This window comes from Pseudomonas sp. RP-B7 (assembly GCF_059803535.1).
Genome location: NZ_JAPFHC010000055.1, coordinates 1 through 23,979, shown reverse-complemented (window position 1 = coordinate 23,979; position 23,979 = coordinate 1). Strand labels below are relative to the sequence as shown.

23 protein-coding genes and 1 tRNA gene are annotated in these 23,979 nt (G+C 62.5%); 10 read left to right on the top strand and 14 right to left on the bottom strand.

What is annotated here, in order from left to right:
• Positions 1 to 78: 78 nt before the first annotated feature.
• Genes OPU96_RS28430 through ptsP form a run of 3 tightly spaced genes read right to left on the bottom strand, consistent with a single transcriptional unit; the run spans position 79 to position 5,582 of the window.
• Positions 79 to 1,791, bottom strand: a complete 1,713-nt coding sequence (locus OPU96_RS28430) for a PTS fructose-like transporter subunit IIB (protein ID WP_498560158.1) — start codon at positions 1,789 to 1,791, stop codon at positions 79 to 81.
• Positions 1,792 to 1,802: 11 nt separating this feature from the next.
• A complete protein-coding gene (gene pfkB, locus OPU96_RS28425) occupies positions 1,803 to 2,723 on the bottom strand; it encodes a 1-phosphofructokinase (protein ID WP_305392061.1) in 921 nt (306 codons plus the stop codon).
• A complete protein-coding gene (ptsP, locus tag OPU96_RS28420) occupies positions 2,724 to 5,582 on the bottom strand; it encodes a phosphoenolpyruvate--protein phosphotransferase (RefSeq protein ID WP_498560157.1) in 2,859 nt (952 codons plus the stop codon).
• A gap of 293 nt (positions 5,583 to 5,875) precedes the next feature.
• Between ptsP and cra the strand changes: the two genes are divergently transcribed.
• A complete protein-coding gene (cra, locus tag OPU96_RS28415) occupies positions 5,876 to 6,871 on the top strand; it encodes a catabolite repressor/activator (RefSeq protein ID WP_498560156.1) in 996 nt (331 codons plus the stop codon).
• A 2-nt stretch (positions 6,872 to 6,873) separates the two neighbouring features.
• Positions 6,874 to 7,650 carry a TatD family hydrolase gene (locus OPU96_RS28410; protein WP_305392059.1) on the top strand — a complete coding sequence of 259 codons (777 nt, stop codon included), beginning with the start codon at positions 6,874 to 6,876 and terminating at the stop codon, positions 7,648 to 7,650.
• Here the strand turns inward: OPU96_RS28410 and OPU96_RS28405 are convergent.
• The 5 genes from OPU96_RS28405 to OPU96_RS28385 all read right to left on the bottom strand — a co-directional run bounded on the left by OPU96_RS28405 (position 7,597) and on the right by OPU96_RS28385 (position 13,953).
• A complete protein-coding gene (locus OPU96_RS28405; protein ID WP_226456511.1) occupies positions 7,597 to 8,028 on the bottom strand; it encodes a hypothetical protein in 432 nt (143 codons plus the stop codon). The two genes, OPU96_RS28410 and OPU96_RS28405, sit on opposite strands and share 54 nt — an antisense overlap.
• A 127-nt stretch (positions 8,029 to 8,155) precedes the next feature.
• Positions 8,156 to 8,860: a methyl-accepting chemotaxis protein gene (locus tag OPU96_RS28400; protein WP_370694906.1), complete on the bottom strand. Its 705-nt coding sequence runs from the start codon at positions 8,858 to 8,860 to the stop codon at positions 8,156 to 8,158.
• A gap of 1,484 nt (positions 8,861 to 10,344) precedes the next feature.
• Positions 10,345 to 11,181 carry a regulatory signaling modulator protein AmpE gene (ampE, locus tag OPU96_RS28395; RefSeq protein WP_192297735.1) on the bottom strand — a complete coding sequence of 279 codons (837 nt, stop codon included), beginning with the start codon at positions 11,179 to 11,181 and terminating at the stop codon, positions 10,345 to 10,347.
• On the bottom strand, positions 11,178 to 11,741 hold the full coding sequence (gene ampD / locus OPU96_RS28390; RefSeq protein ID WP_192297736.1) for a 1,6-anhydro-N-acetylmuramyl-L-alanine amidase AmpD: 564 nt from the start codon (positions 11,739 to 11,741) through the stop codon (positions 11,178 to 11,180). Before ampD ends, ampE begins: the two co-directional genes overlap by 4 nt.
• Positions 11,742 to 11,790: 49 nt before the next feature.
• The gene (locus tag OPU96_RS28385; RefSeq protein WP_226456515.1) at positions 11,791 to 13,953 is read right to left on the bottom strand and encodes a DUF1631 domain-containing protein; all 2,163 of its coding nucleotides are present in this window, start codon (positions 13,951 to 13,953) and stop codon (positions 11,791 to 11,793) included.
• 234 nt (positions 13,954 to 14,187) lie between these two features.
• Between OPU96_RS28385 and nadC the strand changes: the two genes are divergently transcribed.
• A complete protein-coding gene (nadC, locus tag OPU96_RS28380; RefSeq protein WP_498560155.1) occupies positions 14,188 to 15,036 on the top strand; it encodes a carboxylating nicotinate-nucleotide diphosphorylase in 849 nt (282 codons plus the stop codon).
• A gap of 62 nt (positions 15,037 to 15,098) precedes the next feature.
• Here the strand turns inward: nadC and OPU96_RS28375 are convergent, their stop codons facing one another.
• From OPU96_RS28375 to OPU96_RS28360, 4 genes are all read right to left on the bottom strand, one after another.
• Entirely contained in the window at positions 15,099 to 15,404 is a 306-nt protein-coding gene (locus OPU96_RS28375) for a DUF6388 family protein (protein ID WP_226456518.1), read from the bottom strand.
• 137 nt (positions 15,405 to 15,541) lie between these two features.
• A tRNA-Thr gene (locus tag OPU96_RS28370) sits at positions 15,542 to 15,614 on the bottom strand.
• A 39-nt stretch (positions 15,615 to 15,653) separates the two neighbouring features.
• On the bottom strand, positions 15,654 to 17,057 hold the full coding sequence (locus tag OPU96_RS28365; RefSeq protein ID WP_498560154.1) for an O-antigen ligase family protein: 1,404 nt from the start codon (positions 17,055 to 17,057) through the stop codon (positions 15,654 to 15,656).
• Between the two features lie 35 nt (positions 17,058 to 17,092).
• Positions 17,093 to 17,506 (bottom strand): pilin, encoded by a 414-nt coding sequence (locus OPU96_RS28360; protein WP_230412800.1) that lies wholly within the window; start codon positions 17,504 to 17,506, stop codon positions 17,093 to 17,095.
• 202 nt (positions 17,507 to 17,708) lie between these two features.
• Between OPU96_RS28360 and OPU96_RS28355 the strand changes: the two genes are divergently transcribed.
• Genes OPU96_RS28355 through yacG form a run of 4 tightly spaced genes read left to right on the top strand, consistent with a single transcriptional unit; the run spans position 17,709 to position 20,597 of the window.
• On the top strand, positions 17,709 to 18,917 hold the full coding sequence (locus OPU96_RS28355; RefSeq protein ID WP_498560153.1) for a type II secretion system F family protein: 1,209 nt from the start codon (positions 17,709 to 17,711) through the stop codon (positions 18,915 to 18,917).
• The gene (locus OPU96_RS28350; RefSeq protein ID WP_498560152.1) at positions 18,914 to 19,780 is read left to right on the top strand and encodes a prepilin peptidase; all 867 of its coding nucleotides are present in this window, start codon (positions 18,914 to 18,916) and stop codon (positions 19,778 to 19,780) included. Before OPU96_RS28355 ends, OPU96_RS28350 begins: the two co-directional genes overlap by 4 nt.
• Positions 19,777 to 20,400 (top strand): dephospho-CoA kinase, encoded by a 624-nt coding sequence (coaE, locus tag OPU96_RS28345; protein ID WP_305392053.1) that lies wholly within the window; start codon positions 19,777 to 19,779, stop codon positions 20,398 to 20,400. The genes OPU96_RS28350 and coaE overlap by 4 nt, the downstream gene beginning before the upstream one ends.
• Positions 20,397 to 20,597: a DNA gyrase inhibitor YacG gene (gene yacG, locus OPU96_RS28340; RefSeq protein WP_498560151.1), complete on the top strand. Its 201-nt coding sequence runs from the start codon at positions 20,397 to 20,399 to the stop codon at positions 20,595 to 20,597. The genes coaE and yacG overlap by 4 nt, the downstream gene beginning before the upstream one ends.
• On the opposite strand, the gene OPU96_RS28335 is transcribed toward yacG, so the two are convergent.
• Together OPU96_RS28335 and OPU96_RS28330 are read right to left on the bottom strand one after the other, a co-directional pair.
• Positions 20,594 to 20,809: a hypothetical protein gene (locus OPU96_RS28335; RefSeq protein ID WP_003171680.1), complete on the bottom strand. Its 216-nt coding sequence runs from the start codon at positions 20,807 to 20,809 to the stop codon at positions 20,594 to 20,596. The two genes, yacG and OPU96_RS28335, sit on opposite strands and share 4 nt — an antisense overlap.
• Positions 20,810 to 20,874: 65 nt before the next feature.
• Positions 20,875 to 21,564: an energy-coupling factor ABC transporter permease gene (locus tag OPU96_RS28330; RefSeq protein WP_192297840.1), complete on the bottom strand. Its 690-nt coding sequence runs from the start codon at positions 21,562 to 21,564 to the stop codon at positions 20,875 to 20,877.
• A 99-nt stretch (positions 21,565 to 21,663) separates the two neighbouring features.
• On the opposite strand from OPU96_RS28330, the gene OPU96_RS28325 reads away from it, so the two are divergent.
• The 3 genes from OPU96_RS28325 to OPU96_RS28315 are packed head-to-tail and all read left to right on the top strand — an operon-like array spanning position 21,664 to position 23,880.
• The gene (locus OPU96_RS28325) at positions 21,664 to 22,293 is read left to right on the top strand and encodes a DUF1780 domain-containing protein (protein ID WP_003188431.1); all 630 of its coding nucleotides are present in this window, start codon (positions 21,664 to 21,666) and stop codon (positions 22,291 to 22,293) included.
• 54 nt (positions 22,294 to 22,347) lie between these two features.
• Positions 22,348 to 22,521, top strand: coding sequence for a DUF3094 family protein (locus tag OPU96_RS28320; protein ID WP_064450648.1), 174 nt, complete (start codon positions 22,348 to 22,350; stop codon positions 22,519 to 22,521).
• A gap of 60 nt (positions 22,522 to 22,581) precedes the next feature.
• The gene (locus OPU96_RS28315; RefSeq protein WP_192297744.1) at positions 22,582 to 23,880 is read left to right on the top strand and encodes an NAD(P)/FAD-dependent oxidoreductase; all 1,299 of its coding nucleotides are present in this window, start codon (positions 22,582 to 22,584) and stop codon (positions 23,878 to 23,880) included.
• Positions 23,881 to 23,979: the final 99 nt, after the last annotated feature.

The following is a 23,979-nucleotide window of genomic DNA, read 5'->3' as shown; positions in this document are numbered from 1 at the left end:
GGCGGTGGGTCAGTTAGAACATCTTTGACTGACCCACCGCCTTCGCGAGCAAGCCCGCTCCCACCGTTTTAGAATGCGTCAGGCTTTAACAGGTGCGACCGACAACTCGACCACTTCCGGCCGCTTGATCACCGCATACACCAACCCAGTCAACACACTCCCCGCCACAATCGCCAGCAAATACAGCAACGCATGGTTCATCGCATTCGGGATGATCAACACAAACAACCCACCGTGGGGCGCCGCCAGTACGCAGCCGAAATACATCGACAACGCGCCGGTCAACGCGCCACCGGCCATGCTCGCCGGGATCACGCGCAGCGGGTCCTTGGCGGCAAACGGGATCGCGCCTTCGGAGATAAAGCACATGCCCAGGATCATCGCCGCCTTGCCTGCCTCGCGTTCGGTCTGGGCAAACTTGCGCCGCGCCAGGAACGTAGCGATGCCCATGCCAATCGGCGGCACCATGCCGGCAGCCATGGTCGCGGCCATCGGTGCACCGCTGTGGGCGGCCAGCAGGCCGACGGAAAACGCATACGCCGCCTTGTTGATCGGCCCCCCCAAGTCGACACACATCATGCCGCCGAGCAGGATGCCCAGCAGCACCGCATTGGTAGTGCCCATGGTGCTGAGAAAATCGGTCAGGCCCACCAGCATGCGCGCCACCGGCGGGCCGACCAGGTAGATCATCGCCAGGCCGGTGAACAGGCTCGCCAGCAGCGGGATGATCAGGATCGGCTTGAGCGCCTCCAGGCTCTGGGGCAATTTCACCGCACGGGTGATCAGCTTGACGCAATACCCCGCGAGGAAACCAGCGAAAATCCCGCCGATAAAACCGGCGCCCAAGGTGCCTGCCAGCAGGCCGCCGATCATGCCGGGGGCGATGCCGGGACGGTCGGCAATCGAGTAGGCGATGTAGCCCGCGAGCAACGGCACCATCAGCATGAAGGCGCGGTCGCCGACGGTTTTCAGCGCGGCAGCCAGCGTGCCTTCCTGTTCAAACGCGTGGATACCGAACACAAACGACAACGCGATCAACAACCCGCCCGCCACCACCATCGGCAACATGAACGACACGCCGGTGAGCAGGTGCTTGTACACCCCGGTCTTTTCCGACTTGGCAACCGTCGCGCTGGCGTTGCTTTCCACCACGCCTTCGGCCAGGGCCTTGTTCAGAATCGACTCGGACTGCTTGAGGGCAATGCCGGTGCCGCAACGGTAGATCTTCTTGCCGGCGAAGCGCTCGGTGGCGACTTCGATGTCGGCGGCCAACAACACCACATCGGCATTGGCGATGGCCTCCGGGCTCAACGGCGTGCGGGCGCCCACCGAGCCTTGAGTCTCGACCTGCAGGTCATAACCCAGGCGCGTGGCGGTTTGCTGCAAGGCCTCGGCGGCCATGAACGTGTGGGCCACGCCGGTTGGGCACGCGGTGACCGCGACGATGCGTGGCGCATTCGGCGTGGCCTGTTCAGCGGCAACATACACCACCGCCTCTTCGGCACCCCGGCGCAACACCGCCTCGACATCCGCCAGCGCCTGGGCCGGCGTGCTCTGGAACACACGCTTGCCGACGAACCGCTGCATGTCCACCGGCGCGCTGCTGACCAGCAGCACCCACTCGGCATCGTCGATGATCGCTTGGGACAACTGGCGTTCCGGGCGCTGCACGTCGACCACTTCGACGCTGGTGCTCCAGCCCTGGCGTTGCGCGGCGGCGTCCAACAAGCGGGCGCACAGCACACTGGTGACCATGCCGTTGGGGCAGGCAGTAACAATGGCTAACTTCATGAAAAACCCTCTTATTGTTCTGTCAGCGCGCGTACATCGACGCCGCTTTCGAGATGCGCCAGCTGCGCGTCATCGCTGATGCCAAAACCGATCTGTGTCACCGCCATCGCAGCAATCGCCGTGGCGCGGCGCAGGGTCTGCTCGGGTGTGTCGCCACTGAGCAAACCGTGGAGCATCCCGGCGAGTAGCGAGTCGCCCGCGCCCACGGTACTGGCGACAGTGACCTTGGGCGGCGTGGCATGCAGCGCGGTGCCAGGGCGGTACCAGTTCACACCGGCCGCACCATCGGACACCACCACGTGTTCCACGCCCAATCGATGCAATTGGCTGATGGCATCGCTGGCGTTGCCCAGCGCCTCGGCCAGTTCCTCGGTGTTGGGTTTGACCAACCACGGGCCCGCCTGCAAACCGGCGCGCAACGCTTCGCCGCTGGTGTCGAGGGCAACTTTCAAACCGAGGTTTTTCAGGGTTACCAGCAAACCGTGAAACCACTGTGGGCTGACACCGCGCGGCAAACTGCCAGCGACCACCACCGCATCGAATTCAGGGCCGATGATCTCGACCATCTTGAGCAGTTCCTTTTGCGCCCGCTCATCCACAAACGGCCCCGGTGCGTTGATGTCAGTGATCCGGCCGTCCTGTTCGGCGATCTTGATATTGCTGCGGGTTTCACCCGCCACGCGGATAAACGCATCACCAAAACCACGGCGGGCGATCAGGGCGTTGAATGCCTGGGGATTTGCCTCGCCGAGGAAACCGCCCACGCTTACCGAATGCCCCAGGTCGGCCAACACCTGCGCCACATTCACGCCCTTGCCAGCGGCGTGGGTCAGCACGTTATCACTGCGATTGACTTCGCCCGGTTCCAGGCGCGCCAGGCGCACCGTCAGGTCCAACGCCGGGTTCAGCGTCAGGGTCAGAATCCTTGCCATTTACACGGCCTCCACAAGGGCACGCACTTCGGCGGGCGAACCCACCGCAAGCGCTTTTTGCGCCAGGCCCTGGGCCTCGCTCAGACTGAATTCACGCACCCGCGCCTTCACTTCGGCAATGCTGCGCGCCGATACGCTCAACTCATCCACCCCCAGGCCGATCAGCACCGGCACCGCCAACGGGTCCGCCGCCAGCTCGCCGCACACGCCGACCCATTTGCCATGGGCATGGGCCGCACGCACGGTGATGTCGATCAGTTGCAGCACCGCCGGGTGCAGGCCATCGGCCTGGGCCGACAGGGTCGGGTGGCCGCGATCGATGGCCAGGGTGTATTGGGTCAGGTCATTGGTGCCGACGCTGAAGAAGTCGACTTCCTTGGCCAGCACCGGCGCGAGCAAGGCGGCGGACGGTACTTCGATCATGATCCCCAGTTGCAGGTCGGCCACCGGGATTTCCAGGCGCAGGCGCTCGGTCATGTCGCGGGCGGCGCGCCATTCGTCGACGCTGCCGACCATGGGGAACATGATGCGCAGCGGACGGTTGTCGGCCGAACGCAACAGTGCCCTGAGTTGCGCTTCCATGATCTGCGGACGTTGCAAGGTCAGGCGAATGCCGCGCACGCCGAGGAAGGGGTTTTCTTCTTCGGCAATCGGCCAGTACGGCAACGGTTTGTCGCCGCCCACATCAAGGGTGCGTACCACCAGCGGACGCCCGCCGAGGCCGTCGAGTACACGGCGGTATTCGGCTTCCTGGGTGGCTTCGTCCGGTGCTTGCGGGTGAGCCATGAAGATCAATTCGGTGCGCAGCAGGCCAATGCCTTCGGCGCCCTGCTCCACCGCGCTGGCCACACCGGCGCTTTCGCCGATGTTGGCGAACACTTCCACGGCGTGGCCGTCGCGGGTCAGTGCCGGTTCATGGCGCTGGGCGGCGGCGGCTTGCAGGCGTTGTTCGCGGGTGTCGCGCTCGACGGTGGCACGTTGCAGGGTGGCGGCGTCGGCGTCCACATGCAGGCGACCACGCTGGCCATCCAACAGCAGCGGCGTGCCGGCGGCCAGCAGCAACACGCCGGCACCGGCGCCGACCAGCGCCGGAATCCCCAGGGCGCGGGCGACGATGGCGCTGTGGGCGGTCGCGCCGCCACGGGCAGTGAGGATGCCGGCGACGCGCGCCGGATCAAGCCGCGCCACATCGGAGGGGCCGACTTCGTCCATCACCAGAATGTAGGGCTCGTTCGGCTCCCTGGCGGTTTCGACGCCGCACAGTTGCGCCAGCACACGGCGGCCGATGTCACGCAGGTCGGCGGCGCGCTCGGCGAGCAAGGCGTCCTGCAGCGACTCCTGCTGTTTGGCGGCGGCTTCGATCACGCTCATCCACGCCGCTTCGGCGCTTTCGCCCTGCTTGAGGCGGGTGTCGACTTCATCGGTGAGTTCCGGGTCGTCGAGCATTTCCTGGTGGGTGATGAAAATCTCGCGGATGGCCTTGGATTGGCTGCGCTCGATCAAGCCTTGAATGTCGCGACGCACATCGGCCAGGGCATCTTGCAGGCGCTGGCGCTCGATGGCCGAAGATTCGCCGCGCAGCGGGTAGTCGAACACCTGCTGAACCTGGATATGCGCCGGGCCGATGGCAATGCCCGGCGCGGCGGCGATGGCCTGGATCTGACTGCCGCTGGACGGCGCACTGAGCACCGGTTCGACCTCGACAGCAGCCAGTGGCGCGCGCACGGTCGGCAGCGGCTCAACCTCTTCGCCGAGGCCCGCTTCGACCGCCGCCAGCAACGCCGGCAGCGCATCGCCGGCAATCGTCGGCTCGGCAACAAATTCCAGCACCTGGCCGCGACGAGCACCGAGGCTCAGCAGTTTGCTCAGGCTTTTGACCGACACCGCGCCGACGGGGCCATCAACGATGCGCACGCGGATGTCGCCTTCAAAACTTTTCGCCAGTTGCGCGAGGATCTTTGCCGGGCGGGCATGCAGGCCATGGGCGTTGGCCAGGGTGATGCGGGCGTTGGGCCAGTCTGGCGGCAGTTCACCGCCGAGGACTTCGAGGACGGCGCGGCTGCTGGTGGCGCGGCCCAGCTCCTGGCCGCGACCTTCGATCAGCAAGGCGCACAGGCGCTCGAGCAAGGCTTGGTGGGCTTCGCCGAGGCTGGCCAGGCAGAACAGGCCGTTGAGCGGCTGGCCGAGGTAGCGCATCGGTTTGTCCGGGGTGACAAACGCCAGGCCCGGACGCTTGACCGTCTGCTCGCTGTGCAGCCACCACAGGCCGTCGCCCAGGGGCAGCGCATCAACCTGCTGCAGCACCGCGGCGAAACCGTTGTTCACACAATCGGCCTGGCGCAATAGGCGTGCGCCGCGCCACACCAGCTCTTCAAAATCGTCGGCGGACACGCCCAGGCTGATCATCTGGGCGTCCAGCGCCAGTTCCTGGGGCGCGCCTTGCAGCAGTTTGAGCAAGGCTTGCGCCGTACCGGCACGGCGCAGTGCCTGGCCGAGGTCGGTCTCACCGAGGGCCCGGGTCAGCAGTTGCAACAGGCGCAGGTGTTCATCGGATTTGGCCGCGATGCCAATCGCCAGGTAGACGATCTGGCCGTCGCCCCAGTCCACCCCTTCGGGGAACTGCAGCAGGCGCACGCCAGTGGCGAACACCTGGTCGCGGGTTTCGGGGGTGCCGTGGGGGATCGCAATACCTTGGCCGAGAAAGGTCGAGCCCTGGGCTTCACGGGCCTGCAAGCCACTGAGATAACCCTCGGCGACCAGGCCGTCGGCCACCAGTTTTTCAGCGAGCAGGTGCAAGGCTGCAGATTTATCCACAGCCACCTGGCCCATGGAAATCTGCTCGTGGGTGAGCTCAAGCATGCCGTTCTCCTAGTTAGTGCGATGGGCGCACTAGGTATTGTTTTGAATAAACAGGGTAATAGCGCTTCAAAATAGCTGACTGAGTAGTCAATTGGCAGTAGCCACTCAGTAGCGAAGATCGTAAAAATACGCTTGCTGAAACGTTTAATCTAGAATTTATGGCAGATTACGCGTTAATTGAGCATCCTTGAAGAACCACTCGGCACTTGAGCTTGGACATTGGTCGTGTGCAGTAATCGGTTACGATTGGACAAAATGTCGGGGCACGCTCCAAAAAACAAGGAAATCCCGGTTTGAAACTCAGTGATATTGCACGTCTGGCCGGTGTGTCCGTGACCACCGCCAGCTACGTCATCAATGGCAAGGCCGAACAACAACGGATCAGCAACGCCACCGTCGAGCGTGTGCGGGCCGTGGTTGACGCCCATGGCTTTACGCCCAACCCCCAGGCTGCCGGGTTGCGCAGTCGGCATACGCGCACCTTGGGTTTTATCCTGCCCGACCTGGAAAACCCCAGTTACGCACGCATCGCCAAGCTGCTGGAGCAAGGCGCACGGGCGCGTGGCTATCAACTGTTGATCGCCAGCTCCGACGATGATGCCGACAGCGAACGCCAGTTGCTGCAACTGTTTCGCGCCCGCCGTTGCGATGCGCTGTTTGTCGCCAGTTGCCTGCCAGCCGGCGACGACAGCTACCGCGAACTGCAAGCCAAGGGCCTACCCGTGATCGCCATCGACCGGGTGATGGACACTGCGGATTTCTGCTCGGTGGTCAGCGACGACCGCCGGGCCTGCCAGCACCTGACCGGCAGCCTGCTGCAACCGCTGCCCAAGCAGATCGCACTGATCGGTGCGCGGCCCGAACTGAGCATCAGCCAGGAGCGGGCCGCCGGCTTCCGTGAAGCGCTGCAGGGTTTCAGCGGCGAGGTGATCATCGAACACGGCGAGTCGTTCAGTCGTGACTGTGGCCGACAGCTGATGGAGCAATTACTGCAACGCCTGGGGCATTTGCCTGACGCGCTGGTAACAACCTCCTACGTGCTGCTGCAAGGTGTGTTTGACGCGTTGCATGACTTCCCGTTGAAGTCGCGCCCGCTGCGCCTGGGCACCTTTGGCGATACGCAACTGCTGGACTTCCTGCCGCTGCCGGTCAACGCCATGGCCCAGCAACACCCATTGATCGCCGAGACCGCGCTGAAACTGGCCCTGGCGGCGATTGAAGAGCAGCAGTACCAGCCGGGCGTGCACGCCATCGGCCGCACGTTCAAGCAGCGTATCCGCGAGGCTTGAGCGTGGAGCTGATCGACACCCACACCCACCTGGACTTCGCGGAGTTCGACAAGGATCGCCGCGCCGTCCTCGCCCACAGCCGTGCACTTGGCGTGCGGCGCATGGTGCTGCTGGGGGTGTATCAGCAGAATTGGCAGCGGTTGTGGGATCTGGTGCTGGAGGATGAAGGCCTGTTCGCAGCCTTTGGCCTGCACCCGGTGTATCTCGATGACCACCGCCCCGCCGACCTGACCGAACTGGGCGATTGGCTCACGCGCCTGCACGGCCATCGGCAACTGTGTGCGGTGGGCGAGATCGGCCTGGATTACTTCCTCGAACAACTGGATCGCGAGCGCCAGCAAAGCCTGTTTGAAGCCCAGCTCAAGCTGGCGGTGGACTTCCAGCTGCCGGCGCTTTTGCACGTACGCCGCAGCCATGCCGCGGTGATCGCCACCCTCAAGCGCATCCGCCTGCCACGGGGCGGCATCATCCATGCCTTCGCCGGCAGCCGGGAGGAAGCCCGCGAGTACATCAAGCTGGGCTTCAAACTGGGCCTGGGCGGCGCGGCCACCTGGCCCCAGGCGCTGCGCATGCATAAGGTGCTGGCACAGTTGCCGCTGGACAGCGTGGTGCTGGAGACCGATGCCCCGGACATGGCGCCCGTGATGTATCCGGGCCAGCGCAACAGCCCGGAGCATCTACCCCAGATTTGCCACGCCCTGGCCGAGCGGATGGGCATCAGCCCCTTATTGCTGGCTGAGGCGAGCACACGCAATGCGTGCGAGTTGTTCCATTGGTAGCACCGGGCTGACCGCTTCCAGACTAAGGGTCAACCGCTGCCGGTAGCGCGCATAACGCAATGCCAGGCAATGCACCAACACCACCACCAGCGAAACATTGAGCTGCCCGATCACGCTGACCAACCCGACCCACTCCGCCACCAGTGCCACGATCAGCACCATGCAGGTCAGCACCATCATGCTCGGGTGGACCAGCGCCCAATGGTCCAGCGTCCTGAGCTTGCGCAACTGCCGTGGGCAGCTCAGGTGCAAGACCCGCTGGCAATACGGACAGTCGAAGGGTTCCTTGATGGCGATGGCATTCAACTGCCAAGGCTTGAGTTCAAACGTGATGTCACAATGGGCGCAGTGCCCTTTGATGCCGACTGCAGTGGTCATCGCCGTGCGTCCCCAAAACCTGAATGTGAGAGAGGTGAAGTTTCGCCCACTCACACACCACGGAAAGAGCCTCAGGCAAATTAGGACATACACCACACATCCAAAAGAAAAACCCTACACCAAGACCTTACACACGAAACGCCCCGATCAGCTGCTTCAGCTCGATCACCTGCATCGACAGTTGCCGGCTCGCGGTTTCGGTCTGATAGGCGCCCTGGGCCGCGTGTTCACCGGCGCGATTGATTTCGACGATGTTCTGGTCGATGTCATGGGCGACGGCGGTCTGTTGCTCCACGGCGGCGGCAATCTGCTGGTTCTGATCAACGATCATTCCTACGGCGCCTAGGATATTTTCCAGCGCCTGCTGGACTTTTTCCGACTGCTCCACGGTGCCATTCGCCATTTCATGGCTGCTGCCCATGGCTTTCACCGCAGCGGCGACACCGCTGTGCAAGCGGCTGATCATCTGCTCGATTTCTTCGGTGGAATGCTGGGTGCGCCGCGCCAGGGTACGTACCTCATCGGCCACCACCGCAAAACCGCGCCCCTGTTCACCGGCCCGCGCCGCCTCGATGGCGGCATTGAGCGCCAGCAGGTTGGTTTGTTCGGCGATGCTTTTGATCACTTCCAGCACGCTGCTGATGGATTGGCTGTCGGTGGCCAGTTGGTTGATCACCCGCACCGACTGGTCGATCTCCGAGGCCAGGCGCGCGATGCTGCCCTGCTGGGACTGCACCAGGCCACGGCCGCTGACGGTTTCATCATTGACACTATGGGCACTGCTGACCGCCGCCGCCGCACTGCGCGCCACTTCCTGGGCGGTGGACGACATCTGGTTCATCGCCGTCGCCACCTGTTCGATCTGGCTGCGCTGGCCGGATACCGCCTGGTTGCTCTGGGCCGATACCGTTTCCACTTGCCCGGCCTGGTGCTCCACCTGGCTGACGGTGTGCCCGACGCGCTCGATCAGGTCATGGATTTTTGCCACGGTGCCGTTGAACACCTGGCCGAGGTCACCGAGTTCGTCGCGGCTGTGGGCAACGAAGGTGACGGTCATGTCACCAGCGGCCACCTTGTCCATCATCGCGCCGAGGCGTCGCAGGGTGGTGCGGGTGGAGGCGTAGAAGCCCGCATATAAATAGAAGATCAGCAAAAACACCGCCGTCAGCGCCGCGACCAGCACCACCATATGCGTGCGGTTTTGCGCCAGGCGTTGCTCCAATTGGTGCCCGAGGAACGTCAGGGTCGCCTCATCCAGCTGGTAGGTCAGGGCCATCAACTGGCTGACGCTGTCATAGAAGCCCTGCCACGGCGCGTCGAGGGTTTCGGCCATCACCACCTGTTCTTCAAACAACTCGCTGGCGTGCTTGAGGCTGGCGTTGCTGGCCGTGGCCAGGCTGTCGAGCGCGGCGTGGGCGGCCTTGCTGGAGCCCAGGGCATCTTGCAGCTTCAAGGCGTATTCGCCGTGGAGTTTTTCCAACTGCTGTAGCAGTTCGTCGAAGCGCGTGCTCGAGGATGAATTGAGAAAGCCCTGGCCGAGGGAGTAGGCCCCCATCGCCCGACCTTCACCCAGGGTCTGGGTGACCTGTGGGGTGACACTGGTGATCAGCTCGCTGAGTTGGCGCAGATCGCCCTGGGGGTCGCGGCTCAAGCCGGATTGGCTGGCGATGATCTGGCTGAGCATCTGCGCTTTGTTGAGCAGCTTGCCGATCAGCGCGCTTTTGCTCAGCAGCGAGGTTTCCTGTTGCTGGGCCTTGAAGGCCGCGATCAGCTCGTCGCGCTTGCCGTCAAACACGGCGATTTGTTCGGGATCGGTGGTCATTGCGTTGAGGCTTTGCAGGCGGCTCAGCACACTCTGCTCCAACGCGCTGATCTTGCCCTCCAGGTCACCGGCCTTGCCGGATTGGCCAAGGGTCGCGTTGATTTGCACCTGATTGTTCAGGGTTTCCAGGTCGCGGCGCAGGGCCAGGCTGCTGCCGAGCAGATCCAGGCTTTGCAGTTCGACGCGGGTGCCCTGGAATTCGCGCCAGGAATCGCGCACCAGATAATAGTTGGTGGCCAACATAGGCAGCAGGAACAGCACGCTGATCAGGCTGAACTTCATGCCGAAGCTCAAGCGATTCATCAGCGCAACGGCGGGATAGAGCAAGCTCTTCACGGGTGAACTCCCTTTCTTTTATTTTTATTGAGGTCAGGGCGACGGCAGAACGCCAGCATCTGTATAGCTCAATTTGAAAGGGAGTTTTGTAACGTAAGGTTAACGAGAGTTTCGCGCGGCAAAAACAAATGTGGGAGCAAGCCGGCTCCCACAAGGGTTTATGGCAATACGGTCCAGATCGCGAAGCCGGCATACCACAGCACCGCCGCGCGCAGCAGCAGTTCCCACAAGCGGTCCAGGCTGTTGATGCCGTCGGCCCCCACCACCGGCGGTGGGATTTCCGCGGCCACCAGGCCGACTTTTTCCACCAGTTGCGCGGCGCTGATGTCCCAGCTCAGTAGTTCGTGGAGCATCACGCGGCTCACGGCAACGAAGTTGCCCACCAGGGCAAAGCTGGCCGCGAGCAAGCGCACCGGCAACCAGTCAAAAGCATGTCGCAGTTGCCCGGCGCGCTCGGCCACCAGCGGGTTCTTGCTGTGTTCGTTGGCCAATGCCAACAGGCGGTAGGCCAACGCGGCGACCGGGCCCAGCAGGAAATACCAGAAAATTACCGCAAAAAAGCTCTGATAGGCCTGCCACAGCAGGTGGCCCTGCACGCGTTCAAGCAGTTGCTCGCCACTGTCTGCGCCCAGTTGCAGGTCACGTTCGGCCACGTGTTCGGCGGCTTGCAGATCACCGCGCCGCCAGGCATCACGAAACGGCCCGAGCCCGGCCAACAGATCGCCTCGCCCCAGGCTGTAAATCACCACCAGCAAGTGCACCGGCAGCGCCAACAGGCCGTAGGCCACTGGTTCCAGCACCAGCAGCAACAATGCCAGCAAGGCCACCGGCAACAGCACCAACGCGGCCAGGATCAGCCACGGCCGCTTGCCCATGCGCGGGCTCGATTCCAGCCTGGCCAGCTCGCGCAGCCAGCCGCCATCACGCTGCAATCGTTGGCGCAGGGCCGAGAACTTCTCGATCCACACCGCCAGCACCAATACCAGGAAACTCATTGTGCGTGTCCTCCATCCTGCAAGGCGCTGCGAAAGCGCGTCCAATCAAAAGCCGGGCCGGGATCGGTCTTGCGCCCCGGCGCTATATCGCTATGACCACAAATACGTTGGCGGGTGATGCCTGGATACGCTGCCAGCAATTGACGGGTCAGGTCGATCAGCGACGCATATTGGGCGTCGGTGTACGGCAAGTCATCCGTGCCCTCCAACTCGATGCCAAGGGAAAAGTCATTGCACGTCTCACGCCCTTCGAACGACGAGACACCGGCATGCCAGGCCCGGTCGACGCACGCGACAAACTGCGTCACCGCTCCGTCGCGCTCAATCAGAAAATGCGCAGATACCCGTAGGTCGGCAATCCCTTCAAAGTAGGGATGTTCCGTGACATCCAGGCGATTCTGGAAAAACTCCTGCACCTTGCCGGTGGCAAACTGCGCAGGTGGCAGGCTGATGTTATGCACCACCAACAGCGAGATTTCGCCGGCAGGGCGCTCGTTGAAGTTGGGCGAAGGGCAATGACGGATGCCCTTGCACCAACCGCTGAGGGGGTCCAACTGCATACAGGGTCCTTGAGCGTGACAAAGTGTGACCAGTATGCCGCGTTCAAGCCTATGGTTGCGATGCCTTGGCGCGATTGAGTTGACGCAGGTGGCCCAGCACCGAGGCCAGCGCCCGGTCGAACAGCAACCCGTCGTCAAGCCTGCGCAAGTTGCCACGCTTGAATCCAAGCGCCAATTGCCCCACACGCTGCTCCAGCACCTTGAGCCCGGTGCGGTTGATGAACACGTAGCGATTGGCCGGCGCGACGATCGTCGTCAGCTTGCAACGCTGCACGGTGTCCGCGCCGTCCTGGAACTCGATCCAGTCACCGATGCGCGTCTGGTAGGCGTTGATCAGGTCGGGATCGTCACTCGGCAAATCCTCGGCGGCGTCGGGCAACTCGGCACTAAATACAAAGGGCTCGCGCACAACGCTCAAGGTTTCGACGCCGTCCAGTGGCTGCACGTGCAACGCTTGGAGGCGGATGAAGAATTCACGGGTGCTGAACGGGTCGAACGCCGCGCTGGTCAGACCGTCGCGCAGAGCCTTGAGCAATCCCGGCAGCCGCGCCAGCAGATGCCGCCCGGCCTCGGTGTCGTCCTGCAGGCCCACGCTCCAGATCAAATCGTCCATGGTGCGCAACGCTGCCAGCCACTGCACCGACTGCTCGCCATGCTTGAGGCTGGCCAGCAACAGCACCTGGCTCCAGGCCTGTTGCAGGAATTGCACCACGGCTTGCGGCAAGGTCTTGCCCAGCAGCCGACGATTAAGCACATCGGCCACCCGCTGGCGGGCGGCGTCGGTGCGTACGCGCGTGTCTTCGGCATCGCGGGTGTGTTGCTCGACCAGCTCGCTGCGACGTTGCTCATCGGCGGTAAAAGCCGTGAACTCTACGAGCAGTTGGGAAAAAATCGCCGGGTCTTCCACAAAATCATTCAGCAGACGCTGCACTACCTGCTCGATACGCAGGTAGAGGTAGTCACGCGAATAATCTTCGCGAGGGCTCCAGCCCAGGGCAACAGCGGCGATTTCATTGAGCAGCCGCCGCGCCGGATGGCTGGCGCGGCTGAAAAAGCTTTTATCCAGCACCGCGACTTTCAGCAGCGGGATCTGCAATCGCGCGATCAACGCCTTGAAGGGGTCCGGCAGATTGCAGTCCTTGCGAATGAACTCGAACAACATGGCGATCAGGTTGATCACGTCTTCGTCCGCAACTTCCACCACCCGGGACTTGCCACTCTTGACGCTGACCCGGGTCAGCAGTTGCCCAAGCTGGTTGCGCAGGTCGACATCATCTTCGGTTTCTGACGCAGGCACGTACTGCTGCAAATGGGACAGCAGCCGCAACAGGTCGCGGGTGGCGATCGGTTGTGGTTCGGCGCTGGCTTCCAGGGTGGGCGCCACGCCGCCACGCACGGCCTTGAGCAATGCCTGCAGGGCGGCAAACGCTTGCTGGCCGTTCTCATCGAGCGGCGGATCAGCGTTCGGCACGCTGTCTTCACGCAAGCCCTCACGGGCCGTTCGCCCGCCGGGACGCCGCGACGGTGCGGCCTTGAGTTCAGGCAATACGCCGGTGGCAACCAGCAATCGGTTGGCTTCGCCGTACAGTTGGTCGGCGTCGCTGAGCACGTATTTTTCAAACAGCTTGAGCATGATCAGCTTGACGCGGATCTCCACGCCAAGGCTGCGCCCCGCCCGCAGGAAGAACTCACATAACAGCGCAGGCCCCAGCGGGTTTTCGCGCTCATCCAGGCACTTGTCCAGCAAGGCGCTCAAGCGCGCCGTCAGTTGGCCCAGGGCCAGGCCGTCGCGGTGTCGCACCCGCCCCAACATGGCCTCCAGTGCCACGGCTTTTTCCAACTCATCGCTGGACGTCCCCGGCACTGCGTCGTAGGACACCACCGGCACCAACTGCCGCTCCCCCTGCCCGGCCAGGCCCAGGTTGGCGAAGGCCGCGAACAGCTGCTCCATGAACACACGCTCGAAATTCTTGCGCTTGAGGCGCAAGTCGCGCATGGCTTCAAAAAAAATGTGGTGATCGAGGTTGTTGCGCGCCTTGTCGGCCATCTCGAACAGGGTGTCGTCGGCGTTATCGAACAACTCCTGCAAGCCCTGCTGCAACTGCTGCGCCGCCTTGTCGCGAACCTGCAGCAACACCACCGGCAAGCGCGCGAGCGGCGATGGCGTGGTGTGTGCCTTGCTAATGGGCACCACCTTTCCGTCATAGTGCATCCTGGCCTCCTGATACGGCGGTGTCTGTTGGGGAATGATGGGGCGGGCGCTGCGCGATTCCAGTCATCACCAAGACGTCAAAGCTATGACGCCAATTGCAAGGCGCGAGATTATCTTGCAAAGAGGGGCAGTTGCGCCAGCGAACTCTGTCATTTGGCAGCAATTGAGCGGTGGGTTCTGGGTTCGGGCGCACACTGCCCCTATAATCGGGGCACTTTGTTTGTGGAGCCTGTTATGCCGAATCTCCGTCTTGCCGACCTCACCGCCGAAATCGAAGCCAACGTGCGCCGCGCGCTGCTCGAAGACATCGGCAGCGGCGACATCACCGCGCAGTTGATCCCGGCCGAGCGGCTGGCCAAGGCCACCATCATTACCCGTGATGCGGCGGTGATTGCCGGCACAGCCTGGGTAGATGCCGTGTTCCGCCAGCTGGACCCACGGGTTGCGGTGCACTGGCAGGTGGCCGACGGTGAGCGTGTCAGCCCCAACCAGGCGCTGTTCCATCTCGAAGGCCCCGCACGCTCGCTGCTCAGCGGCGAACGCAGCGCACTGAATTTCTTGCAACTGCTGTCAGGCGTGGCGACGCGTGCCCGGTTCCTGGCGGATTTTGTCGCGAGCACCCAGGTCAAGCTGCTGGACACCCGCAAGACTCTGCCTGGCCTGCGCCTGGCGCAGAAATACGCAGTCACCTGTGGCGGCTGCCACAACCACCGCATCGGTTTGTATGACGCGTTCCTGATCAAGGAAAACCATATCGCCGCCTGTGGTGGCATCGCCCAGGCCATTACTGCCGCGCACAAGATCGCCCCGGGCAAACCGGTGGAAATCGAAGTGGAAAGCCTGGAAGAGTTGCGTGAAGCGCTGGGGGCAGGCGCCGACATCATCATGCTCGACGAACTGAGCCTGGACGATATGCGTGAAGCCGTTCGTCTGAATGCCGGCAAGGCCAAGCTGGAGGCCAGTGGCGGGATCAATGAAAGTACGTTGCTGCCTATCGCGCAAACCGGTGTGGACTACATCTCCATCGGCGCGATGACCAAGGACGTGAAGGCGGTGGATCTATCGATGCGCCTCAGTATCTGAGGCCAGGCACCAGCTTGCTGTTGTGGCGAGGGGGCTTGCTGCCTCGCCACAACACGCTCGGCTCAGACCACCAGATTATTCATCTCGCAGTATTCTTCCCATTCGACGCCCAACACTTCGGCCGCCTCCTTGTGCAAGGCCAAGCGTGCATCTTCGAACTCTTCCGGTGTCGAGGTGTACTTGAGGGTCAATTCCCAAGGCTGCAGGCCCTGGCTCTCGGCCTCATCCTCGAATGCCCACTGGATCTGATCACGCCGGTCATCAGCGCTCAAATCCTTGATCTCTTCTTTAAGCTGCGGCGACTCCTCGATGTATTTTTCGAGGGCTTTGGCGTGCCGAACTTCCTGGGTCATTTCAGTCGTGGTCATGTCGTTCTCTTAGATCGAGGAATGGGGATGCATCTGGGTCATCAAGGTCTCGCAGATACAAAAGAGCGGGCGTGAATACCGACTCGTCTGGCCTTCAGAACCATTCTTGGGATCATCTGAAAACAGTGCTGCCTTTTTGCCCGAGACAGGAATCGAACCTGCGACCTTCGCGTTACGAGTGCGCTGCTCTACCAACTGAGCTACACGGGCGGTGGGCTAAAGCTAGCACCGCATCGGGTGTCCGGCAACTCACGGACGTGGCAGCGCGATTACCCCCTGGGCCCAGAAGCGTGGCTGCAGGTGGTTATGGGTCGCATTGATGTAGCGCTGCTGCGCCTGCGTGATGTGCGGTACATCACGTGCAGCAACAAATATCAGCAGACCAACGGCCACGACACTCAGCACCGTCCATACACCCGCGACCATCGGCAGCGCGGCACCGCCCGGCACTCGCGGATGCAGCGCCAGCAGCCAACCCACCACCAGTGCCAGCCACAGTTGCGAGATGGGCATCACGATCACTCCATCGACCATCGACTGCACCAGCGCAGCGACCAAGGCCGCGAACAGGCACAGACGCAACAAATCCACACGCTGGGTCGACAACCCACGTTCACGCAGTACACCGAGCGTGGCCCAACCGCCACGCCAGGCCAGCGCAATGACAACCAGGGTTGATGGCACACCCCACTCGCTGGCCCATTGCAGAATCGCCTGATGGGGATGGGCCGCAATCACGTTGGGAATATCAGCAAACTGCATCGGCCCGAACCCCAGCCAAGGCCGCTCGACGATCATATGCCAGGCCTGCCACCAGATCGGCCCACGCCCAGACAGCGACGTGGTGAGACGATCGCCGGCACCGCTGGACAACTCGATCCCCAAGTAGCCCGCCAGCCCCGTGAACAGCAGCCAGTACAGCAGCAACCCGCCGCCCGCCGCCGCTAGTTGCCAGGCCACCCAGCGCCGCCCTCCTGGCCCCAGCGCCGCCAGCAGCACCCCGGCCGTGCCCAAGCCCAGCCAAGTACCGCGCGTACCGCCGCTGATTGCGATCAACCACCATACGCACAGCAACGCCAACACCGCAGCGCGCACTGGGCGAGAGAGCGTGGGCAACAGCAAGGGAAGCGCCAGCAACGGCAGCGTGAAGGTCTGAAATTGACCGTAGAAACGTTTGTTGGAGAAGCCTGACAGCAGCAGATCCGGGTCCAGCAGGCGCTGGCCACTGGTAAACGCCAGCATGCCGGCATACAGGTACTGGGCCGACTTGACCAGGCACAGCAGCACCACGATCAGGATCAGCACACGATCCAGGCGCTCCCCCCCCTCGCGGCGCACCGCGGCAAACGCCACGGCAATCAGGCCGCAACTGATAAACAGTGCCACCTCGGTGAACGCCCAGAGCGGTTGGTGCGCCAGCCCCGAGGAAATCATCCCCAGCGCGATCACCAGCGCCAGGCCTATGGCGGCGGGCCGATCCAGCCACGGCCCGTGGTTGACCGACAGACCATACAGCAGCGCGAGCAGCGCCAGGGCAATCTGGATCGTGCGCTGAAGATCATGACCGCCGAACGGCACACAGATCCCCAGCACCAGCAGGCACACCGCCAGCACCAGGAAAACGTTACCGCGCTGCCGTATGGAAAAGACCATCGTCCACCTCTACGTCCGTGTGGATGGTTGGGTCGTTACGCGCCGTCGGCGCCACAGCCCTTGGCAACGTATTTTGCTTCAGCGCTGGTAACACACTTCCAGCCCTTGGTCGCATCACGGGTCAACGTGATGGTCTTGCCCAGCACCGGCGCCGGGGCGTCGAGGATTTCGCAACTGATGGAACCGGTGCCCGTGGCCACATCCCCCGCCACATCGATCTTGCAGTTGGCGGTCGGGCTGGTGCCACCGATCAGGGGGAGGGTCGGCACGGTGCCTTGATTGAAGACGTCCTCGTAACCGGCCTTCAACGCGGTGATTTCCGCCAGCCCCGCCGTGAACTTGGCCTTGGCCTGGTGCGTGGTGTACATCGGCAGGCCGATGGTGGCCAAAATGCCAATGATTGCCACGACGATCAACAACTCGATCAGGGTAAAGCCTTTCTGACGCATCACATTCACTCTCCAGAATAGAACCTATGACAAGGCGCATCCTGCGCCCCGTAGTGTGCAGCCGCGCCAGTGTACTCACCCTCGAGCGGCCAATCGTATCCAAGACGCACATTCTGACATTTTATCGTGCACCACCCGCGTGCCCGAATCCGTCACCTGACTACGCTATAAATTCTCCACCACCGGCATGCGGAACAGTGACATGGACAACGCGTCAACGATCTACGCTTGGGAAGGCATCAACCGCAAAGGGCACAGGGTGTCCGGGCAAACCGTCGGCCACAACCCTGCGCTGATCAAGGCGCAACTGCGCCAACAAGGCATCTGCCCCGAGCGTGTGCGCCAGCGCTCCCGTGTTTTTCCAGACCTCGCCCCACCGATCAAATCCGCCGACATCGCCCTCTTCACCCGACAGTTGGCGACGCTGCTGAAAGCCGGAATTGCGCTGCTGCAAGCCCTCGACATCCTCGCAGAGGGCTGCGAAAACCGGCGCATGCAGGTGCTGATCAAAAGCTTGAAACAGGAGATCGCCGGCGGCAGCAACCTGGCCACGGCACTGCGTAAACAGCCGCGCCATTTCGATGCGTTGTACTGCAACCTGATTGCCGCGGGCGAGCAGGCAGGCGCCCTGGAAACCCTGTTGGAACGCGTGGCGCTGCACCTGGAGAAAACCCAGCAGCTCAAGGCGCGGATCAAAAAAGCCATGACCTACCCAGCGGCTGTGCTGGTGGTCGCCGGCGTAGTCAGCACGTTGCTGCTGGTGCACGTCGTGCCACAGTTCCAGACCCTGTTCGCCGGCAGCGGCGGCAAATTGCCCGGCTTTACCCAGGTGGTCATTGCCCTGTCGGAATTCCTGCGCAACGCCTGGTGGCTGCTCGCACTCGGCCTGGGCACGGCAGTGGCCGGGCTGCGCCGGGCCTATCGTGTGTCCCCAGGGTTTCGCCACCGGCTGCAAGCCGGTTTGTTGAAAGCGCCCCTGGCAGGCACACTGTTGAAAAAGTCCGCCGTCGCCCGCTACGCTCGCACACTCTCGACTACGTTCAGTGCAGGCGTCCCCCTGGTGCAGGCATTGGACTCGGTCGCCTGCGCCGTCGGCAACGGGCCATTCAGACAAGCCATCGAGCGCCTGCGCGACGATGTATCCACAGGTATTCAGTTGAATCAATCCATGACCACCAGCGGCCTGTTTCCAGCCATGGCGATCCAGATGACCGTTATCGGCGAAGAGTCCGGCACGTTGGACCGCATGCTGGAAAAGGTGGCAAACCACTATGAGGCTGACGTGGACACACTGGTCGACCACCTCACCAGCCTGATGGAACCGCTGATCATGGTCATATTGGGAGGGATTGTCGGTGCGCTGGTGATCGCAATGTACCTGCCAGTCTTCCAGTTGGGGTCGGCATTTTGAGCTTGCTGCTGAGCGAACACCCTTGGGCCTTTATCGGCATGGCGCTGGTGCTGGGCCTGATCGTCGGCAGCTTTCTCAACGTGCTGGTGTGGCGCCTGCCGAAAATGCTCGAACGCGAATGGCGCGCCCAGGCCCAGGAAGTCCTCGGCCTGCCGACCGAGCCACCCGGCCCGACCTACAACCTGATGCACCCCAACTCCTGCTGCCCGCATTGCAGTCAGCCGATTCGTCCCTGGGAAAACATCCCGCTGTTGAGCTTCCTGCTCCTCAGGGGGCGCTGCGCTCATTGCCGTGAGCCGATCAGTGCACGCTACCCCTGCACCGAACTGGCCTGCGCGCTGCTTTCGGCCGTGGTTGCCTGGCACTTCGGTTTTGGCTGGCCAACGGCAGCGGTGATGCTGCTGACCTGGGGCCTGCTGGCCATGAGCCTGATCGATGCGGACCACCAACTACTGCCGGATGTGCTGGTACTGCCGCTGATGTGGCTGGGGCTGGTCCTCAACAGTTTCGAGTTGCTGGTGACACTGCCCGATGCGCTGTGGGGTGCAGTGATCGGCTATATGAGCCTATGGACAGTGTTCTGGCTGTTCAAACTCGCCACCGGCAAGGACGGTATGGGCCATGGAGACTTCAAGTTACTGGCCCTGCTGGGTGCCTGGGGCGGCTGGCAGATCCTGCCGATGACCCTGCTGATGTCTTCATTGCTGGGGGTGTTTGTCGGGCTGATCCTGATGCGCCTGCGCAAGACCGAAGCGTCGACCCCGATGCCGTTCGGTCCTTATCTGGCAATTGCCGGCTGGATTGCATTGCTCTGGGGTGGTCAAATAACCGACTTCTATTTGCAGTCTGTCGGTTTCAGATGACCACTTCTGTTGCAACACCCTGGATTCTTGGCCTCACTGGCGGCATCGGCAGCGGCAAAAGCGCGGCGGCGCAACACTTTATCGACCTGGGTGTCGACCTGGTGGACGCCGACCACGCCGCCCGCTGGGTCGTCGAGCCTGGCCGGCCGGCACTGGCACGCATTGCCGAGCATTTTGGCGCAAGCGTGCTGCAGCCTGACGGCCAACTGGACCGCGCGGCGTTGCGCAAGCTGATCTTTGAAATCCCCGAAGAGCGCCGCTGGCTGGAAGGCTTGCTGCACCCGTTGATTGGCGAAGAGATTCGCAGCCACCTGGCGCGCGCGCAGTCGCCTTACGCGATCCTGGTGTCGCCGCTGCTGATCGAGTCCGGCCAGCACAGCATGACCCAGCGCATCCTGGTGATCGACGTGCCGCAATCGCTGCAGATTCAGCGTACCCTGCAGCGCGATGGCATCAGCGAGCAGCAGGTGCAGGCGATCCTCAAGGCCCAATCGAGCCGCGAAGAGCGCCTGAGCCATGCCGATGACGTGCTGGTCAACGACAAGGACCTCGCCTGGCTGCACAGCGAGGTCGAGCGACTGCACCACTTTTACCTTACTTTGCGTGGAGGCCGATCATGAGCCAACCCTTGACCGTCGACTGCCCAACCTGCGGCGCACCCGTGGAATGGACAGCGACCAACCTCAACCGGCCGTTCTGCTCGGACCGTTGCAAACTCATCGACCTGGGCGCCTGGGCGGCTGAGGAACACAAGATTCCCGTGGCGCCGGATGCCGAGGACGAGCTGTTTTCCGAAGACCTGACGCCGCGCCGCTAAGGCCGCATAAAGGCGTATTCCTGCTGGTCGTCGAGGTTTTCTGCAAGGTATTGCAGCTCGTCGGCCAGGTCTTCGAAACTGCGCACGCCCTTGCTCTGCTGCACCACCGCGCTGAGCATGGCGCGCAGGGTCAAGCCGGGGTCAAAACCGATTTCCTGCGCTGCGTCCTGGCTTCTGCGCAACTCCTGCCGTGCCCACTCATACACACTCATGATTCGTGCTCCTGGAAAATTTCGCAGAGCATGGGCCTGCGCGTGCCGATAGGATTTGATCTGGGTCAACGCCGCGAATCGTCGTCATTCCAGGGCGCCGAGAGGTAGCGGGTACGGTTGAAGGTCTCCAGCCATTCAGGGCAAAACACTACCAGGGCGCTGATGACCATGCCGTTGATAAAGGCTTCGGGAAAGATGATCAGCCATAGGTAACCGACAAAGTCTTCCAGCCATTCCGGCATGGCGAAACGTCCGTCGAACCACAGCAAGCCCAGCCCGAGTAGCAGACAGAGCAAGGCTGACAGGGCGGCGGCGAAAAAACCGGAGCAGAAGATATACACAAAGGGGTTGCGAGGCTGTGCGCGCTCCACCAGCAGCGCGCAGCCTTCAGTGACCAGCACCGGCAACACGATCAGCAGCAGGCCGTTGACGCCAAGCGCGGCCAGATCCTGGCGCCCCAGCAGCATCAAGCCGAGCTGGGCGGCAAAGCCACCGACAATGGCCAGGGGCCAATCCAGCAGCAGGGTCACGGCGGTCATGCCGATGAAATGGTAGGACACCCCGGTATCGAAATCCCTGCGTACCAACCAGAGCATGAACAGTGCGAACACCGTGCCGAACAGCAAATGCTGGCGCCGTCGGTCGGCGAACAGCTCGACCCACGGCGAACGCAAAATCGCCCACACCACCACAGGCACAAATAACAGCCAGCCAAGGCCAAGGGTTTGTGGTGCGAGCACTGCAGCACTGATCACGGCGGCCCCCATGCTTGAATAACGGTCGAGTAGGCAGTCTACACCGAGCTTATGCAACGGGACTTCCTGCGGTCATCATTTGAACGCTAAGCTGCAAGCATGGATGACTCAGATTACTTGCGCCTGCTCACGGTAGCGGCCGAACAAGCCAACGCGTTTTTGTCCAATGCCCGCAAATGGGAGCGTGAGCGTTGGGTCTGCCAACGCCTGCTGCAAGGCTTGAATGTGCCCTACCGCGTTGAAGAGTTCCACGCCGCCGGGCAAGAGCCGCCGGACGTGCTGTTTCGCGACGCCAGCTTCGAAGTATTTTTTGTACTGGATGAAGGCCGGCGCCTGAACGACGAATGGCGCGACGAGTTGCTGCGCCGACGCAGCGCGTTCTCCCTCAGCCAACTGGTGCGCCGTGAAGCCAAGCCGCGGCGGATCCCGGCCCATGAATTCCTGTTGCGCCTGGCGCCGACGCTGCGCAAAAAGGCGCACAACTATAAAGAACGCGGCATGGACCTGGGCGAGCTGGATCTCATCGCCTTCACCAGCCTCAAGCGCGAAGTGCTCGACCTCAACAGCCACTTCCCACCGCCGACGGAATACCTGCGCCAGGGCTGGCGCTCGCTGTCGCTGGTGGGGCCAACGTTTGCACGGGTGCTGTTCGCTCACCCCGACGCGCCGGATTTCTTGCGCAACAACCTGGGCCGCAGCATAGTGTTCGACGTGGGCATCAGCCTCTGAGCCCCCGGACTGTAACGTGGCGCCCTTTTGCAACGTCTACCTGACGAGGCCTTTATGACCAGCCGCCTGAACCCCGATGACCAACAGCATGTCGAAGAGTACCTGCAACTCTCCCAGAACCGAGTCGAGCGCAAGCCTTTCCGGCCGTGGCTGCTCCTCGGCGTGGTGCTGGTTGCAGTGATCGGCCTCGGTCTGTTGAGCCGCCTTTTGAGTTACCTGACGCTATGAGCTGCCTGGCGCTCGCGGGGGTAACTGCTCCGATTTCTTTTAGCCTTGCGAGATACCCCCATGACCCATCGTATTATTATCGTCGGCGGCGGCGCCGGCGGCCTGGAGTTGGCTACCCGCCTGGGTAAGACTCTGGGCAAGCGCGGCACCGCCAGCATCACGCTGGTGGACACCAACCTGACCCACATCTGGAAGCCCCTGCTGCACGAAGTGGCCGCCGGCTCGCTGAACTCTTCGGAAGACGAACTCAATTATGTCGCCCAAGCCAAATGGAACCACTTCGAGTTCCAGCTGGGCCGCATGAGCGGGCTTGATCGTGAACAGAAGAAAATCCAGCTGGCCGCCACCCTCGATGAAGAAGGCCGCGAACTGGTGCCCGCGCGCGTACTGGACTATGACAGCCTGGTGATCGCCGTCGGCAGCACCACCAACGACTTCGGCACCGAAGGCGCAGCGCAGCACTGCCTGTTCCTCGACACACGCAAGCAGGCCGAGCGTTTCCACCAGCAATTGCTCAACCACTATCTGCGCGCGCATGCCGGGCAGACTGATGCTGTCGAGCAGATCAGCGTGGCTATCGTCGGTGCCGGCGCCACAGGCGTCGAGCTGGCGGCCGAACTGCATAACGCAGCCCATGAACTGGCGGCCTATGGCCTGGACCGGATCAAACCGGAAAATATGCACATCACCCTGATCGAAGCCGGCCCACGGGTGTTGCCTGCCCTGCCGGAACGCATCGGTGGACCTGTGCATAAAACCCTGGAGAAGCTCGGCGTGACCGTGCTGACAAACTCGGCGGTCAGCGAAGTGACCGCCGACGCGCTGATTACCAGCAGCGGCCAGGTGATTCCTGCCAGCCTGAAAGTCTGGGCCGCCGGGATTCGCGCACCGGGTTTCCTCAAGGACATCGATGGCCTGGAAACCAACCGCATCAACCAGCTGCAAGTGCTGCCGACGCTGCAAACCACCCGTGACGAGAACATCTTCGCCTTTGGCGATTGCGCCGCCTGCCCGCAGCCGGGCACCGACCGCAACGTACCGCCACGAGCCCAGGCGGCTCACCAGCAGGCTTCATTGCTGGCCAAGTCGCTGAAATTGCGCATCGAAGGCAAGGCCCTGCCGAGCTACAAGTACACTGACTACGGCTCGCTGATTTCGCTGTCGCGTTTTTCCGCTGTGGGTAACTTGATGGGCAACCTCACTGGCAGCGTGATGCTGGAGGGCTGGTTGGCGCGGATGTTCTATGTGTCGCTGTACCGCATGCACCAGATGGCGCTGTATGGCTTCTTTCGCACGGCGATGTTGATGCTGGGCAGCAGGATTGGCCGCGGGACTGAACCACGCCTCAAATTGCATTAACAACCTGGGTCTGGAATGTGACCTGATAAATGTGGGAGCGGGCTTGCTCGCGAATGCGGTGGTTCAGTGCCAGATGTACTGACTGACACACCGCTTTCG

What these genes read in the sequence shown, in the direction of transcription:
- yacG (WP_498560151.1), top strand. Translation starts at nt 20,397, where the DNA reads ATGAGCCAACCCTTGACCGTCGACTGCCCAACCTGCGGCGCACCCGTG.
- OPU96_RS28400 (WP_370694906.1), bottom strand. Translation starts at nt 8,860, where the DNA reads ATGTCGTCCACCGCCCAGGAAGTGGCGCGCAGTGCGGCGGCGGCGGTC.
- OPU96_RS28405 (WP_226456511.1), bottom strand. Translation starts at nt 8,028, where the DNA reads ATGACCACTGCAGTCGGCATCAAAGGGCACTGCGCCCATTGTGACATC.
- nadC (WP_498560155.1), top strand. Translation starts at nt 14,188, where the DNA reads ATGCCGAATCTCCGTCTTGCCGACCTCACCGCCGAAATCGAAGCCAAC.
- OPU96_RS28335 (WP_003171680.1), bottom strand. Translation starts at nt 20,809, where the DNA reads ATGAGTGTGTATGAGTGGGCACGGCAGGAGTTGCGCAGAAGCCAGGAC.
- OPU96_RS28375 (WP_226456518.1), bottom strand. Translation starts at nt 15,404, where the DNA reads ATGACCACGACTGAAATGACCCAGGAAGTTCGGCACGCCAAAGCCCTC.
- OPU96_RS28355 (WP_498560153.1), top strand. Translation starts at nt 17,709, where the DNA reads ATGGACAACGCGTCAACGATCTACGCTTGGGAAGGCATCAACCGCAAA.
- ampE (WP_192297735.1), bottom strand. Translation starts at nt 11,181, where the DNA reads ATGAGTTTCCTGGTATTGGTGCTGGCGGTGTGGATCGAGAAGTTCTCG.
- pfkB (WP_305392061.1), bottom strand. Translation starts at nt 2,723, where the DNA reads ATGGCAAGGATTCTGACCCTGACGCTGAACCCGGCGTTGGACCTGACG.
- ptsP (WP_498560157.1), bottom strand. Translation starts at nt 5,582, where the DNA reads ATGCTTGAGCTCACCCACGAGCAGATTTCCATGGGCCAGGTGGCTGTG.
- OPU96_RS28315 (WP_192297744.1), top strand. Translation starts at nt 22,582, where the DNA reads ATGACCCATCGTATTATTATCGTCGGCGGCGGCGCCGGCGGCCTGGAG.
- OPU96_RS28430 (WP_498560158.1), bottom strand. Translation starts at nt 1,791, where the DNA reads ATGAAGTTAGCCATTGTTACTGCCTGCCCCAACGGCATGGTCACCAGT.
- OPU96_RS28385 (WP_226456515.1), bottom strand. Translation starts at nt 13,953, where the DNA reads ATGCACTATGACGGAAAGGTGGTGCCCATTAGCAAGGCACACACCACG.
- OPU96_RS28320 (WP_064450648.1), top strand. Translation starts at nt 22,348, where the DNA reads ATGACCAGCCGCCTGAACCCCGATGACCAACAGCATGTCGAAGAGTAC.
- OPU96_RS28325 (WP_003188431.1), top strand. Translation starts at nt 21,664, where the DNA reads ATGGATGACTCAGATTACTTGCGCCTGCTCACGGTAGCGGCCGAACAA.
- OPU96_RS28365 (WP_498560154.1), bottom strand. Translation starts at nt 17,057, where the DNA reads ATGGTCTTTTCCATACGGCAGCGCGGTAACGTTTTCCTGGTGCTGGCG.
- coaE (WP_305392053.1), top strand. Translation starts at nt 19,777, where the DNA reads ATGACCACTTCTGTTGCAACACCCTGGATTCTTGGCCTCACTGGCGGC.
- OPU96_RS28360 (WP_230412800.1), bottom strand. Translation starts at nt 17,506, where the DNA reads ATGCGTCAGAAAGGCTTTACCCTGATCGAGTTGTTGATCGTCGTGGCA.
- ampD (WP_192297736.1), bottom strand. Translation starts at nt 11,741, where the DNA reads ATGCAGTTGGACCCCCTCAGCGGTTGGTGCAAGGGCATCCGTCATTGC.